Source organism: Streptococcus nidrosiense, from assembly GCF_042140045.1.
Lineage (GTDB): Bacteria > Bacillota > Bacilli > Lactobacillales > Streptococcaceae > Streptococcus > Streptococcus nidrosiense.
Genome location: NZ_CP152419.1, coordinates 85,809 through 102,295, shown reverse-complemented (window position 1 = coordinate 102,295; position 16,487 = coordinate 85,809). Strand labels below are relative to the sequence as shown.

Annotated in this window: 10 protein-coding genes; all 10 read left to right on the top strand. The window is 39.9% G+C overall.

What is annotated here, in order from left to right; translation table 11 throughout:
- The first annotated feature begins 139 nt into the window (after positions 1 to 139).
- The 10 genes from AAFQ93_RS00440 to AAFQ93_RS00395 all read left to right on the top strand — a co-directional run bounded on the left by AAFQ93_RS00440 (position 140) and on the right by AAFQ93_RS00395 (position 16,114).
- Entirely contained in the window at positions 140 to 1,396 is a 1,257-nt protein-coding gene (locus AAFQ93_RS00440) for an ISL3 family transposase (protein ID WP_375555340.1), read from the top strand.
- 227 nt (positions 1,397 to 1,623) lie between these two features.
- Entirely contained in the window at positions 1,624 to 2,322 is a 699-nt protein-coding gene (locus tag AAFQ93_RS00435) for an N-acetylmannosamine-6-phosphate 2-epimerase (protein ID WP_001135656.1), read from the top strand.
- Positions 2,323 to 2,439: 117 nt separating this feature from the next.
- Entirely contained in the window at positions 2,440 to 3,765 is a 1,326-nt protein-coding gene (locus AAFQ93_RS00430) for an ABC transporter substrate-binding protein (RefSeq protein WP_375555339.1), read from the top strand.
- Between the two features lie 233 nt (positions 3,766 to 3,998).
- Entirely contained in the window at positions 3,999 to 4,865 is an 867-nt protein-coding gene (locus AAFQ93_RS00425) for a carbohydrate ABC transporter permease (protein ID WP_081108297.1), read from the top strand.
- 15 nt (positions 4,866 to 4,880) lie between these two features.
- Positions 4,881 to 5,723: a carbohydrate ABC transporter permease gene (locus tag AAFQ93_RS00420; protein ID WP_049502842.1), complete on the top strand. Its 843-nt coding sequence runs from the start codon at positions 4,881 to 4,883 to the stop codon at positions 5,721 to 5,723.
- A 195-nt stretch (positions 5,724 to 5,918) separates the two neighbouring features.
- On the top strand, positions 5,919 to 6,371 hold the full coding sequence (locus AAFQ93_RS00415; RefSeq protein ID WP_311523630.1) for a YhcH/YjgK/YiaL family protein: 453 nt from the start codon (positions 5,919 to 5,921) through the stop codon (positions 6,369 to 6,371).
- Positions 6,372 to 6,391: 20 nt separating this feature from the next.
- Complete coding sequence (locus AAFQ93_RS00410) at positions 6,392 to 7,042, top strand: YesL family protein (protein ID WP_070460764.1); 651 nt, start codon at positions 6,392 to 6,394, stop codon at positions 7,040 to 7,042.
- Between the two features lie 164 nt (positions 7,043 to 7,206).
- The gene (locus AAFQ93_RS00405) at positions 7,207 to 8,124 is read left to right on the top strand and encodes a dihydrodipicolinate synthase family protein (protein ID WP_006149428.1); all 918 of its coding nucleotides are present in this window, start codon (positions 7,207 to 7,209) and stop codon (positions 8,122 to 8,124) included.
- A gap of 15 nt (positions 8,125 to 8,139) precedes the next feature.
- Positions 8,140 to 9,024 carry an ROK family protein gene (locus AAFQ93_RS00400; protein WP_045762682.1) on the top strand — a complete coding sequence of 295 codons (885 nt, stop codon included), beginning with the start codon at positions 8,140 to 8,142 and terminating at the stop codon, positions 9,022 to 9,024.
- A gap of 322 nt (positions 9,025 to 9,346) precedes the next feature.
- The gene (locus AAFQ93_RS00395) at positions 9,347 to 16,114 is read left to right on the top strand and encodes an SIALI-17 repeat-containing surface protein (protein ID WP_375555338.1); all 6,768 of its coding nucleotides are present in this window, start codon (positions 9,347 to 9,349) and stop codon (positions 16,112 to 16,114) included.
- The last annotated feature ends 373 nt before the right edge of the window (positions 16,115 to 16,487 follow it).

Sequence of the window (16,487 nt, the reverse complement as noted above, 5' to 3'; positions counted from 1 at the left end):
TGTTTGCGAGAAAAAGGGCTCTATAATATTTGTAGTGGGTAAATCCCCTATGGATATTATGGAGCCTATTTTTGTGTAGAAAAAAAGTCCCATAAGATCTATAATGAAAAGCGACCAAACCATCATTAGAAAGAATCATATGGAACAATTACATTTTATCACAAAACTACTCGATATTAAAGACCCTAATATCCAGATTCTAGATGTCATCAATAGGGATACACACCAGGAAATCGTCGCTAAACTGGACTATGACGCCCCGTCTTGCCCTGAGTGCGGATGTCAAATGAAGAAATATGATTTTCAAAAACCGTCGAAAATTCCTTACCTCGAAACGACTGGTATGCCTACCAGAATTCTTCTTAAAAAGCGTCGTTTTAAGTGCTATCATTGCTCGAAAATGATAGTCGCTGAAACTTCTATCGTTAAGAAGAATCATCAAATTCCTCGTATTATCAACCAAAAGATTGCTCAAAAGTTGATTGAAAAGACTTCTATGACTGATATTGCACATCAGCTATCCATTTCAACTTCAACTGTCATTCGTAAGCTCAATGACTTTCACTTTAAGCATGATTTTTCTCGTCTTCCCGAGATTATGTCTTGGGACGAGTACGCCTTTACCAAGGGAAAGATGAGCTTTATTGCACAAGATTTTGACAAGCTCAATATCATCACCCTTCTTGAAGGAAGAACACAAGCAGTCATCCGAAATCACTTTCTTAAATATGATAGAGCGGTCCGATGTCGAGTGAAAATCATTACTATGGATATGTTTAGCCCTTACTATGCCTTAGCTAAACAGCTTTTTCCATGTGCTAAAATCGTTCTAGATCGCTTTCACATTTTACAACATTTGAGCCGTGCTATGAGCCGTATTCGTGTCCAAATCATGAATCAATTTGATCGAAAATTTCATGAATACAAGGCTATTAAACGTTACTGGAAGCTCATTCAACAGGATAGTCGTAAACTCAGCGATAAACGTTTTTATCGCCCTACTTTTCGTATGCACTTGACGAATAAAGAGATTCTAGACAAGCTTTTAAGCTATTCCGAAGACTTAAAATCTCACTATGAACTCTATCAACTATTGCTTTTTCACTTTCAGAATAAAGAGCCCGAGAAATTTTTCGGACTCATTGAGGACAATCTAAAGCAGGTTCATCCTCTTTTTCAGACTGTCTTTAAGACATTTCTCAAGGACAAAGAGAAAATTGTCAACGCCCTTCAATTGCCCTATTCCAACGCTAAATTGGAAGCGACTAATAATCTCATTAAACTCATCAAACGAAATGCTTTTGGTTTTAGGAACTTTGACAACTTTAAGAAACGAATTTTCATCGCTTTGAATATAAAAATGGAGAGGACAACGATTGTCCTCTCCAGATGTTAGCTTTTATTCAACCCACTACAGTTGACAAAGAGTCGAAAAAAGGGCTGGTTTCAAGATTTAAGAGGTGTTGGGATAGATTTTAGGTCCCTGAAACTACTTTCAGAAGAAACTGTTGCATAAAATTGTTTTGAAACTTCAATCTATTCTAGCACAAGTTATTGAAAGCGCTTTAATAATAAGCTATAATAGTCACATAAACACAAAGGAAAAGAAAAGGAGGAAAGTAGATGCCACAAATTAGTAAAGAAGCCTTGATTGAACAAATCAAAGATGGAATCATCGTTTCTTGTCAGGCACTTCCTCATGAACCGCTCTACACAGAAGCGGGAGGAGTTATCCCCTTGTTGGTGAAAGCAGCTGAACAAGGTGGTGCAGTCGGTATCCGAGCAAACAGTGTTCGAGATATCAAGGAAATTAAAGAGGTCACTAAACTTCCGATTATCGGAATTATTAAACGTGATTATCCACCACAGGAACCATTCATCACAGCGACTATGAGAGAGGTGGATGAACTAGCAGCTCTTGACATCGAAGTCATTGCTCTTGACTGTACCAAACGTGAACGTCATGATGGCTTGGAGATTCAAGAATTTATCCGTCAGATCAAAGAAAAATATCCAAATCAACTCTTGATGGCTGATACAAGTACCTTTGAGGAAGGTCTAACAGCAGTTGAAGCGGGAATTGACTTTGTCGGAACAACCTTATCAGGTTACACTTCTTACAGTCCAAAAGTGGATGGCCCAGACTTTGAACTCATCAAGAAACTCTGTGATGCAGGGGTGGACGTCATCGCTGAAGGAAAAATTCACACACCAGAACAAGCTAAGCAAATCCTAGGTTACGGAGTGCGAGGTATCGTAGTTGGTGGCGCTATTACTAGACCAAAAGAGATTACGGAACGATTTGTTGCGGGTCTTAAATAACACAATATAAAAAACGAGGAGAGTGGTTGATTAGTAGGAAAAAATGAAAACGTATACAAAGTCGACATTGCTCATTATCCGATTCGGATACGCTTATCATCATTTAGGAGAATACAAATGAAATTTAAAAAACTAGCTTGTACAGTACTTGCGGGTGCTGCGGTTCTATCTCTTGCTGCTTGTGGCAAATCAGATGCAAACAAAGATGCTGCTAGCTCTGGTAATGACAGTGGAAAAACTGAAATCACTTGGTGGGCATTCCCAGTCTTTACTCAAGAAAAAACTGGCGATGGTGTAGGAACTTATGAAAAATCTATCATCGAAGCTTTCGAAAAAGCAAATCCAGATGTTAAAGTTAAACTAGAAACAATCGACTTCAAATCTGGTCCAGAAAAAATCACAACAGCAATCGAAGCAGGAACTGCGCCAGACGTTCTCTTTGACGCACCAGGACGTATCATCCAATACGGTAAAAATGGTAAATTGGCTGAGTTGAACGACCTCTTTACAGATGAATTTGTTAAAGATGTCAACAACGAAAATATCATCCAAGCAAGTAAAGCTGGTGATAAAGCTTACATGTATCCAATCAGTTCTGCACCATTCTACATGGCTATGAACAAGAAAATGTTGGAAGATGCAGGAGTTGCAAACCTTGTAAAAGAAGGTTGGACAACTGATGACTTTGAAAAAGTTTTGAAAGCGCTTAAAGATAAAGGATATACACCAGGTTCATTGTTCAGTTCAGGTCAAGGGGGAGACCAAGGAACACGTGCCTTCATCGCTAACCTTTATGGCGGTTCTGTAACTGACAAAGATGTAACTAAGTATACAACTGACGATCCTAAATTCGTTAAAGGTCTTGAAAAAGCATCAAGCTGGATCAAAGATGGTTTGTTGAACAACGGTTCACAATTTGACGGTGGAGCAGACATCCAAAACTTTGCAAATGGTCAAACTTCTTACACAATCCTTTGGGCACCAGCTCAAAATGGTATCCAAGCTAAACTTTTGGAATCAAGTAAAGTAGAAGTGGTAGAAGTACCATTCCCATCTGATTCAGGTAAACCAGCTCTTGAATACCTTGTAAATGGATTTGCAGTATTTAACAACAAAGACGAAAAGAAAGTCGCAGCAGCTAAGAAATTCATCCAATTCATCGCAGATGACAAAGAATGGGGTCCTAAAGACGTAGTTCGTACAGGCGCATTCCCAGTTCGTACTTCATTTGGAAAACTTTATGATGACAAACGTATGGAAACAATCGGTAGCTGGACTCAATACTACTCACCATACTACAACACAATCGACGGCTTTGCTGAAATGAGAACACTTTGGTTCCCAATGTTGCAAGCTGTATCAAATGGTGACGAACAACCTGCTGCAGCATTGAAAGCATTCACTGAAAAAGCGAATGAAACAATCAAAAAAGCAGCTAAATAATAAGCCCTAAATAAAAACTGAGTTCCCCCCTTTTCCCTGAGCATATCTGTGTATGAAAAGGGGGACTTTTGTTTGAAATAGAAGCAACTGACAGGTCAAAATTAAAATGAAGTTTTTACATTGACGAATCTTAGAAAAATTTCATTTTGATTTTAGATCAGGGTCAGATAACAGTCAAAAAAACAAAACTATGTGAAAGTGAGGTGCCGACTGTGAAAATCAATAAAATTCGCATGCGGGAAACTATTGTTTCCTACGCATTCCTAGCACCAGTATTAATCTTCTTTACCGTCTTCGTTTTAGCTCCAATGATCATGGGCTTCATCACAAGTTTCTTTAACTACTCGATGACTAGCTTTGAGTTTGTTGGCTTGGACAACTACATTCGTATGTTTAAAGACCCTGTCTTTACAAAATCTTTGATTAATACCGTAATCTTGGTTATTGGGTCTGTACCAGTCGTTGTACTCTTCTCGCTCTTTGTGGCATCACAAACTTACCAACAAAATGCCGTTGCTAGATCTTTCTACCGTTTCGTATTCTTCCTTCCTGTAGTAACAGGTAGTGTTGCCGTAACAGTAGTATGGAAATGGATCTACGATCCACTATCAGGTATTTTGAACTTCGTGCTTAAGTCAAGCCATATCATCAGCCAAAACATTTCTTGGTTGGGAGATAAAAACTGGGCTTTGATGGCGATTATGATTATCCTTTTGACAACATCAGTTGGTCAACCAATCATTCTTTACATCGCTGCAATGGGTAATATTGATAATTCACTTGTAGAAGCAGCTCGTGTTGACGGTGCGACTGAATTTCAAGTATTCTGGAAGATTAAATGGCCAAGCCTCCTTCCAACAACTCTTTATATCGCAATCATTACAACCATCAACTCATTCCAATGTTTCGCCTTGATTCAATTGTTGACATCTGGTGGTCCAAACTACTCTACAAGTACTCTCATGTACTACCTATACGAAAAAGCCTTCCAATTGACTGAATATGGCTATGCCAATACTATCGGTGTATTCTTGGCAGTTATGATTGCCCTTGTCAGCTTCGCTCAATTCAAGATCCTCGGAAACGATGTAGAATACTAAGGAAAGGAGACAGCTATGCAACCTACACAACAAAAGAAACCATTAACAGCCTTTACTGTTATTTCAACAATCATTTTGCTCTTGTTGACTGTACTGTTTATCTTCCCATTCTACTGGATCTTGACAGGTGCATTCAAATCACAACCAGATACCATTATGATTCCACCACAATGGTTCCCTAAAGCTCCAACTATGGAGAACTTCCAACAATTGATGGTGCAAAACCCAGCCTTGCAATGGATGTGGAACTCAGTGTTCATTTCTTTAGTAACGATGTTCTTGGTTTGTGCAACCTCTTCACTAGCGGGTTATGTCTTGGCTAAGAAACGTTTCTATGGACAACGCATTCTCTTTGCAATCTTCATCGCTGCCATGGCCCTTCCAAAACAAGTTGTCCTTGTACCATTGGTACGTATCGTTAACTTCATGGGAATCCACGACACTCTTTGGGCAGTTATCTTACCGTTAATCGGATGGCCATTTGGGGTCTTCCTCATGAAACAGTTCAGTGAAAACATTCCTACAGAATTGCTTGAATCTGCTAAAATCGATGGATGTGGCGAGATTCGTACATTCTGGAGCGTAGCCTTCCCTATCGTGAAGCCAGGATTTGCAGCTCTTGCAATCTTTACTTTTATCAATACATGGAATGACTACTTCATGCAGTTGGTAATGTTGACATCTCGTAACAACTTGACCATCTCACTCGGGGTTGCGACTATGCAGGCTGAGATGGCAACCAACTATGGTTTAATTATGGCGGGTGCTGCCCTTGCAGCTGTGCCAATCGTAACAGTCTTCTTAGTATTCCAAAAATCATTTACTCAAGGTATTACTATGGGAGCTGTCAAAGGATAGTACACTGCGAAAATTGAATATAGTACAATCTGTTTATCAGTATGCAGAAGTATAGTTGATAGACTAAGAGAATATAGGCTATATAAGTGTCTACAAAATGGAGAGTAGTTCTTACTTCTTGAAGTTTTGTTAGACACTTATAAACTTACTAGACATCTTATGTCTGAAGGTAACAATCAGGTAAAGGAAATTACTATGATTTTTGATGATTTAAAAAACATTAGTTTTTACAAAGGAATTCATCCAAATCTCGATAAGGCTATTGATTATCTCTATGAGCATCGTAAAGATAGTTTTGAATTAGGTAAATATGAGATTGATGGGGATAAGGTCTTTCTAGTTGTGCAAGAAAATGTTCTCAACCAAGAAGAAAATGATCGTTTTGAGCATCATAAAAAATATGCAGATTTGCATTTGTTGGTTGAAGGACATGAGTACTCTAGCTATGGTTCTCGTGTCAAAGATGAGGCTGTAGCCTTTGATGAAGCTAGCGATATCGGCTTTGTCCATTGTCATGAACAATACCCACTCTTGTTGGGTTATCACAATTTTGCAGTCTTTTTCCCAGGTGAACCTCATCAACCTAATGGTTATGCAGGTATGGAAGATAAAGTTCGCAAATATTTATTTAAAATTTTAATCGATTAGTCAGTTAGGAGGAGCAAACAATGGCACATAAAGGATCTGGATTGATAAAAGCGGCATTTGATACGGATAACTTTCTGATGCGTTTTTGCGAGAAAGTTTTAGATATTGTGACGGTTAATCTACTCTTTGTTGTGTCTTGTTTGCCTATTGTGACAATCGGAGTAGCGAAAATCAGTCTCTATCAGACAATCTTCGAAGTTAAGAGTAGTCGACGTGTTCCTGTTTTTAAAACTTATATGAGAGCCTTTAAGCAAAATTTGAAATTAGGTCTCCAGTTAGGTTTGTTGGAACTAGGAATTTTTCTGATTAGCGTTGTTGACTTATCACTATTCTGGGGGCAAACCAGCCTAGGCTTCCAGCTCATTAAAGCCATTTGCTTGGGAATTCTGATATTTTTAACCTTAGTCATGTTGGCTAGCTATCCAATTGCAGCACGCTATGACTTGACTTGGAAAGAAGTTCTTCAAAAGGGCTTGCTTTTGGTCAGCTTTAACTTCGTGTGGTTCTTCTTGATGTTTGCAATTATTTTATTAATCATGATGCTTCTCTATCTATCAGGCTTCACTCTAGTGCTAGGTGGTTCAGCATTTCTACTTTTTGGCTTTGGCCTTCTTGCCTTTTGCCAAGCTGGATTAATGGAAAAATTGTTTGCTAAATATCAAGCAGATTGAAAATGATATGAAACTACTTTCAAACATAAAAAGCTATGGGAGATGAATAGAAATTAAAATCTAAGTGGCTGAGATGTATTGAAAGCGCTTTTCACAAGGTGTATACTAAAATAGTAAAAAATCATCTGCCAAGAGCAGAAAATAAGAAATCTTAGGAGAAATCTATGTCAGATTTAAAAAAATATGAAGGTGTCATTCCTGCCTTCTACGCATGTTATGATGATGCGGGTGAAGTAAGCCCAGAACGTACTCGTGCCTTGGTACAATACTTTATTGATAAAGGTGTTCAAGGGCTATATGTCAACGGTTCTTCAGGTGAATGTATCTACCAAAGCGTAGAAGATCGTAAATTGATCTTGGAAGAAGTTATGGCAGTTGCCAAAGGTAAATTGACCATCATTGCTCATGTGGCTTGCAACAATACCAAAGACAGTATCGAACTTGCTCGTCATGCAGAAAGTTTGGGAGTGGATGCTATCGCAACAATTCCACCAATTTACTTCCGTTTGCCTGAATATTCAGTAGCAAAATACTGGAACGATATCAGTGCAGCAGCACCAAACACAGACTATGTTATCTATAACATTCCTCAATTGGCAGGTGTTGCTTTGACTCCAAGCCTTTACACAGAAATGTTGAAGAATCCACGTGTTATCGGTGTTAAAAACTCTTCAATGCCAGTTCAAGATATCCAAACTTTTGTTAGTCTTGGTGGTGATGATCATATCGTCTTTAATGGTCCAGATGAACAATTCCTAGGTGGACGTCTCATGGGTGCTAAAGCTGGTATCGGTGGTACTTATGGTGCTATGCCAGAACTCTTCTTGAAACTCAACCAATTGATTGCGGATAAAGACCTAGAAACAGCGCGTGAATTACAGTACGCAATCAATGCTATCATTGGTAAATTGACTGCAGCACATGGTAATATGTACTGTGTCATCAAAGAAGTCTTGAAAATCAATGAAGGACTTAATATCGGATCAGTTCGTTCTCCACTTACACCAGTGACCGAAGAAGATCGTCCAGTTGTAGAAGCAGCTGCTCAATTGATTCGTGAAACTAAGGAGCGTTTCCTCTAATCAATAGGAGGCTTTATGACTAATTACGTTGCAATTGATATTGGTGGAACTAATATCAAATATGGTTTGATTGACCAAGATGGACAACTTGTAGAGTCTCACGAAGTAGCAACTGAGGCTCATAAGGGCGGTCCACACATCTTACAGAAAACAAAAGATATCGTAGCTAGCTATCTAGAGAAAGGTCCAGTGGCAGGTGTGGCTATTTCCTCAGCGGGAATGGTTGATCCTGATAAGGGTGAGATTTTCTATGCTGGTCCACAGATACCGAACTATGCAGGGACTCAATTTAAAAAAGAAATTGAAGAAAGTTTCCAAGTTCCTTGTGAAATTGAAAATGATGTCAACTGTGCAGGGCTAGCAGAAGCTGTTTCTGGATCTGGAAAAGGTGCAGGAATAACGCTTTGTTTGACCATCGGAACAGGTATCGGCGGTTGCTTAATCATTGACGGCCAGATTTTCCATGGATTTAGTAATTCTGCCTGTGAAGTTGGCTATATGCATATGCAAGATGGGGCTTTCCAAGATTTAGCTTCTACAACTGCCTTGGTTGAGTATGTCGCTAAGGCTCATGGTGAAGAAGTAGCCCATTGGAATGGTCGTAGAATTTTCAAAGAAGCTACAGAAGGTAATAAACTCTGTATGGAGGGAATTGACCGTATGGTAGACTATCTTGGGAAAGGTCTTGCTAACATTTGTTATGTTGCCAATCCAGAGGTTGTTATACTAGGTGGTGGTATTATGGGGCAGGAAGCGATTTTGAAACCGAAAATTCGTACAGCTCTGAAAGATGCGCTTGTTCCAAGTTTAGCGGAAAAAACAAGATTAGAGTTTGCGCGTCATCAAAATACTGCGGGTATGCTTGGAGCTTACTATCACTTCAAAACAAAACAATCCTAAGTTGGCCTTGCCAATTTAGGATTTTTTAGTCATAAACAGTAAAATGATCATTTAGTAAAAATCTAGTTAAAGCTTTGAAAACCCTTGCATTTTTTAATATAACATAGTATATTTATAATAATGCGAAAACTCTAGAAAAATTCTTGCTAATGGAAGCATTATTTTATTTTTAGAAAATGTAAGCGATTTCTACAACCTTATATTTACTCAAAATAAATAGCTCTGAAAAAGAATTTTAAGCTAGGGAATCAAACAAAAATTGTCGCCAGATAACACTGGGCTCGGGCAGTAGCTGACTGCTCTAGAAGATTAGGAGTATTTGATGAAACAATATTTTTTAGAAAAAGGTCGAATATTTAGTATTCGTAAACTGACTGTTGGTGTTGCTTCTGTAGCAGTCGGTCTTGTTTTTTTTGCATCTGGTAATGTTGCGGCTAGTGAACTTGTGACGGAACCAAAACTTGAAGTAGATAGTCAAGCAAAAGAAGTAGTAGATGTAGATCATAAAAAAGAAGAAGCAGTAAAAGAAGAAGTAACTGAAAAAACAGAAACTGCTGTCGAGAAGGTGGCAGAGGAAGGAAAAACTGCTGAAGTGGCTAGTGATTTACTCCCTGAAGAAATCCCTGACCGTGCCTATCCTGATACACCAGTGAAAAAAGTGGATACTGCAGCTATTGTATCAGAAAAAGATAGCCCACAAGTAGAGACTAAGAGCATTTTGAAACCTACAGAAGCAGCTCCATCTGAAGGCGAAAAAGAAAATAGAGCTATTATCAATGGCGGACAAGACCTTAAGCATATCAATTATGAAGGTCAACCAGCAACATCTGTTACTATGGTTTATTCAATCTTTAGCTCACCTTTGGCCAATGGCGGTAGTCAGCGATACCTTAACTCAGGTTCAGGTATCTTTGTTGCTCCAAATGTCATCTTGACAGTGGCCCACAACTTCTTGGTCAAGGATGCAGATACTAATGCGGGTTCTATCCGTGGTGGTGATACGGCTAAGTTCTATTACAATGTAGGTTCAAATACTGCTAAGAATAATTCTTTACCAACTTCAGGGAACACTATTTTGTTCAAGGAAAAGGATATTCATTTCTGGAATAAAGAAAAATTCGGTGAAGGCTATAAGAATGACCTAGCCTTGGTTGTAGCTCCAGTTCCACTTTCAATTGCAAGTCCAAATAAGGCGGCTACATTTACTCCTCTAGCAGAGCATCGGGAATACAAAGCTGGAGAACCAGTGAGCACAATTGGCTACCCTACAGATTCAACTTCTCCAGAATTGAAGGAACCAATTGTTCCTGGTCAATTGTATAAAGCAGACGGTGTCGTTAGAGATACTGAAAAGTACGATGAAAATGGAGCTGTAGGTGTTACCTATCGTTTGACTTCTGTTTCTGGTCTTTCTGGTGGTGGAATTATCAACGGTGATGGTAAGGTCATTGGGATCCACCAACGTGGTACTGTTGATAATGCGAATATTGCTGAAAAAGATCGCTTTGGAGGAGGGCTTGTCCTCTCACCAGAACAATTGGCATGGGTCAAAGAAATCATTGATAAATACGGTGTTAAAGGCTGGTATCAAGGCGACAACGGCAATCGTTATTACTTTACTCCAGAGGGAGAAATGCTCAGAAATAAGACAGCTGTTATCGGTGAAAACAAATATTCCTTCGATGAAAGTGGTGTAGCGACTCTTCTTGAAGGTGTTGATTATGGACGAGTTGTTGTCGAACATCTAGACCAAAATGATAATCCAGTCAAAGAAAACGATACTTTTGTTGAAAAGACGGAAGTTGGAACTCAGTTCGACTATAACTATAAAACAGAAATTGAAAAGACAGACTTCTTCAAGAAGAATAAAGAAAAATATGAGATTGTATCGATTGATGGCAAAGCTGTCAATAAACAGCTAAAAGATGCTTGGGAAGATGATTATAGCGTTGTGAGCAAGGCTCCTGCAGGAACTCGTGTCATCAAGGTGGTTTATAAGGTCAATAAAGGTTCCTTTGACATTCATTATCGTTTGAAAGGTACCGACCAAGAATTGGCAACTGTAACTGTGGATAATAACGATGGTAAAGAATACGATGTTTCCTTTGTTCACAGATTCCAAGCCAAAGAAATTGCAGGATACCGTGCAGTCAATGAAAATCAAGAAGCAACAATTCAACATAAAGGGGTGAATGAAGTTATTTTTGAATACGAAAAAATTGAAGATCCAAAACCAGTAACTCCTGCAACTCCAGTAGTGGATCCAAAAGACGAAGAAACAGAAATTGGAAATTATGGACCACTTCCAAGCAAGGCTCAATTGGACTACCACAAGGAAGAATTGGCTGCCTTTATCCACTATGGTATGAATACTTATACCAACTCTGAGTGGGGAAATGGTAGAGAAAATCCTCAAAACTTTAATCCAACTAACCTTGATACAGACCAGTGGATTAAGACTTTGAAGGATGCCGGGTTCAAACGAACAATCATGGTTGTCAAACACCACGACGGTTTTGTGATTTATCCATCTAAATATACAGACCATACGGTGGCTGCAAGTCCATGGAAAGATGGTAAGGGTGACCTTCTCGAAGAAATCTCTAAATCAGCGACTAAGTATGACATGAATATGGGTGTTTACCTATCACCATGGGATGCTAATAACCCTAAATATCATGTTTCAACTGAAAAAGAGTATAATGAATACTATCTCAACCAACTCAAGGAAATCCTTGGAAATCCTAAATACGGAAACAATGGTAAATTTATCGAAGTCTGGATGGACGGTGCGCGTGGTAGTGGAGCTCAAAAAGTAACCTATACATTTGACGAATGGTTCAAGTACATCAAGGAAGCTGAAGGAGATATCGCTATCTTCTCTGCACAACCGACAAGTGTCCGTTGGATCGGTAATGAACGTGGTATCGCTGGAGATCCAGTTTGGCATAAGGTTAAGAAAGCTAAAATCACTGACGATGTGAAGAATGAATATCTCAACCATGGAGACCCAGAAGGAGATATGTACTCTGTCGGTGAAGCAGACGTTTCTATCCGTTCAGGTTGGTTCTACCATGATAATCAACAACCAAAATCAATCAAAGATTTGATGGATATCTACTTCAAGTCTGTTGGTCGTGGAACGCCGCTTCTTCTCAATATTCCACCAAACAAAGAAGGTAAATTCGCAGATGCAGACGTGGCTCGCTTGCAAGAATTCCGAGCAACCTTGGACCAAATGTATGCGACTGACTTCGCCAAGGGAGCAACTGTAACGGCAAGCTCTACCCGTAAGAATCACTTGTATCAAGCAAGCAACCTAACCGATGGTAAGGATGATACTAGTTGGGCATTGTCAAATGATGCGAAGACAGGTGAATTTACTGTCGATCTCGGTCAAAAGAGACGCTTTGATGTAGTCGAACTCAAAGAAGATATTGCTAAAGGTCAACGTATCTCTGGATTTAAGGTTGAAGTTGAGCTCAATGGTCGCTGGGTTCCATATGGAGAAGGTTCTACTGTTGGTTATCGTCGTCTTGTTCAAGGTCAACCTGTGGAAGCACAAAAGATTCGTGTGACTATCACGAATTCACAAGCAACTCCTATTTTGACAAACTTCTCTGTTTATAAGACACCAAGTAGTATCGAAAAAACAGATGGCTATCCTCTAGGTTTGGATTACCATTCAAATACAACAGCTGACAAAGCAAATACAACCTGGTATGACGAATCTGAAGGCGTCCGTGGAACATCTATGTGGACCAATCAAAAAGATGCTAGCGTAACCTACCGTTTTAATGGAACTAAGGCTTATGTCGTATCTACAGTGGATCCAAATCACGGTGAAATGTCAGTTTATGTGGATGGTCAAAAGGTTGCAGACGTACAAACTAATAATGCAGCTCGTAAACGTAGCCAGATGGTTTATGAAACAGATGACTTGGCTCCAGGTGAACATACCATCAAGCTCGTTAACAAAACTGGCAAAGCTATTGCAACTGAAGGTATCTACACGCTCAACAATGCTGGTAAAGGTATGTTTGAGTTGAAAGAAACAACCTATGAAGTTCAAAAAGGTCAACCAGTTACTGTAACCATTAAACGTGTTGGTGGTAGTAAAGGAGTAGCAACAGTCCATGTTGTAACAGAGCCAGGAACAGGGGTTCATGGTAAAGTGTACAAGGACACAACTGCTGACTTGACCTTCCAAGATGGTGAAACTGAGAAAACAATCACGATTCCAACGATCGACTTTACAGAGCAAGCTGATTCAATCTTTGACTTCAAAGTGAAAATGACGAGTGCTTCAGACGAAGCTTTGCTTGGATTTGCTTCAGAAGCTACTATTCGAGTGATGAAGGCAGAATTGCTCCTAAAAGACCAGACAAGCTATGACGATCAGGCACCTCAGCTTGACTATAGTCCAGGTTGGAACCATGAAACGAACTCAGCTGATAAATACCAAAATACAGAATCATGGGCGTCATTTGGACGTTTGACAGAAGAACAGAAGAAAAATGCCAGTGTAACAGCCTACTTCTACGGAACAGGTCTTGAGATCAAAGGATATGTGGATCCAGGACATGGTATCTACAAAGTAACGTTAGACGGTAGAAAAGTCGAGTATCAAGATGGCCTAGGTAATGCTTCTGAGTACAACGGTAAGAAGTACTTCAGTGGTACAGCAGCTACACGCCAAGGTGATCAGACTCTCGTTCGTTTGACAGGACTAGAAGAAGGTTGGCATGCTGTAACCTTGCAATTGGATCCAAAACTAAATGATACCTCTAGAAATATCGGTATCCAAGTAGACCAGTTCATCACTCGTGGTGAAGATAGCGGTCTTTATACCAAAGAACAGTTAATCCAAGCAATGAAGAATTGGAAGGATGAATTGGTTAAATTTGACCAAACAAGTTTGAAGAACACTCCAGAGGCGCGTCAAGCCTTCAAGTCAAACTTGGACAAATTATCAGAGCAACTTTCAGCAAGTTCTGCAAATGCACAAGAAGTTCTGAAAACAGCTACAGCCTTGCAAACGATCCTTGATAAGGAAGAAAACTACGGTGTAGAAGAAACCCCAGCCCAACCAGAAGAGCCTAAGATTGACTACGACAAGGCAATGGCAAGCTTGGCAGAGGCTATTCAAAACAAGACTAAAGAACTAGGTGATGATAAGGAAGCTAAGAAGAAACTAGTCGAGTTATCAGAGCAAGCTCTTACTGCTATCGAAGCAGCTAAGACACAGGATGCAGTAGACAAAGCCTTGCAAGCGGCTCTAACTTCAATCAACCAACTTCAAGCGACTCCGAAAGAGGAACCAAAACCAGAGCAACCAGCCCAACCAGAAGAGCCTAAGATTGACTATGATAAGGCCATGGCAAGCTTGGCAGAGGCTATTCAAAACAAGACTAAGGAATTAGGTAGCGATAAAGAAGCTAAGAAGAAACTAGTCGAGTTATCAGAGCAAGCCATCGCAGCGATCGAAGCAGCCAAGACTCAGGATGCGGTAGACAAAGCCTTGCAAGCAGCTCTAACTTCAATCAACCAGCTTCAAGCGACTCCGAAAGAGGAACCAAAACCAGAGCAACCAGCACAGCCGGAAGAGCCTAAGATTGACTATGATAAGGCAATGGCAAGCTTGGCAGAGGCTATTCAAAACAAGACTAAGGAATTAGGTAGCGATAAAGAAGCTAAGAAGAAACTAGTCGAGTTATCAGAGCAAGCCATCGCAGCGATCGAAGCAGCCAAGACTCAGGATGCAGTAGACAAGGCCTTGCAAGTAGCTCTAACTTCTATCAACCAACTTCAAGCTACTCCGAAAGAGGAGCCAAAACCAGAGCAACCAGCCCAACCAGAAGAGCCTAAGATTGACTACGATAAGGCTATGGCAAGTTTGGCAGAGGCTATTCAAAACAAGATTAAGGAATTAGGTGACGATAAGGAAGCTAAGAAGAAATTAGTTGAATTGTCAGAGCAAGCAATCGCAGCGATTGAAGCAGCTAAGACTCAGGATGCAGTAGACAAGGCCTTGCAAGTAGCTCTAACTTCTATCAACCAACTTCAAGCTGCTCCGAAAGAGGAAGTGAAACATTCAACAGTTCCAACTGAAGGAGATAAGGTCTTAGTTCAAACGCAACCAAGTCTTGAAGTAACGACAGAACCAATCGCCTTTAATACTGTTCGTCGTGAGAATGCCTTCCTAGCTAAAGGTAAGGAACAAGTTGTTTCAGATGGTAAAGCAGGTCAAGTAACGACTTATGTAGAAGTAGATGGAGATACACGTAAGACAGTTAAGGTTGAACGTGAAGAAGCACAAGATCGTGTCATCGAAGTTGGTACTTATGAAGGAACATCTGAGCCAGCTGAAGGCGTTAAAAAATTGAGCTTTACTCAACCAAGCCTTGAGGTAGTAGAAGAAGCTGTCAAATTCAAGACAGTTAAACGAGAAGATCCAACTCTGCCAGAAGGTGAAACTCGCGTAACTCAGGTAGGTCGCCCAGGCAAGGAACGTATCTTAACAGAAGTAGCGCCAGATGGAAGCCGTACTGAAAAACTGCGTGAAGTTGTTGAAGTGGTACAAGATGAGATTGTGCTAGTTGGAACTAAGAAAAAAGAATCAGGAAAAACAGAAGCAGCTATCCATGAAGTACCAGAGTTTACTGGTGGTGTAAATGGTTCTGAAGCAGCTATCCATGAGCTTCCAGAGTTTACTGGTAGTGTGACTGGTTTTGAAGCAGCTATCCATGAAGTGCCAGAATTTACTGGTAGTGTGAATGGCTCTGAAGCATCTGTCCACAGAGTTCCGAACTTTGAAGGAGGAGTTCCTGATGGAGCAGCACCTATTCATCAAGTACCAGGGTTTACTGGTGGTGTAAATGGAGCTATTAATGAAGCTCCTACACACAAGGATGAGCAGTCGCATGTGGCTCAGGCTATATCACAAGATAAGACGTATCAAGCACCTGCAAATCGTCAAAACATCCTTCCTGAAACAGGCGCTAAAGAAACAGCTACCCTTGCAAGCTTGGGAGCTTTAGGAGCGCTTCTTGGATTAGCTGCAATGGGAAAGAAAAAAGAAGACGAATAGAATCTGTCAAACTCAAGACATACTTTTGAGGAAGTATAGATTTTGTGGGAAGTTATTGCAGAATAGTAGCATTATTTAAACAAACTACCGTAATAACTATCCAAACTTTAGAGATTGAAAATAATAGCTAATCTCAATTATAAAAAGCGAGCAAAACGAGTTTTCTGAGAATCAGAATTCCGTCTTGTTCGCTTTTTTATATCAAGAATCAGGTGTAGAGTTCGATGTTCACAAGTCATCAGTTATAGGATTTGAGTAAACTAATACTCAATGAAAATTAAAGAGCAAACTAGGAAGCTGGCTGCAGATTGCTCAAAGCACAGCTTTGAGGTTGCAGATGGAAGCTGACGTGATTTGAAGAAGTATAAAAACC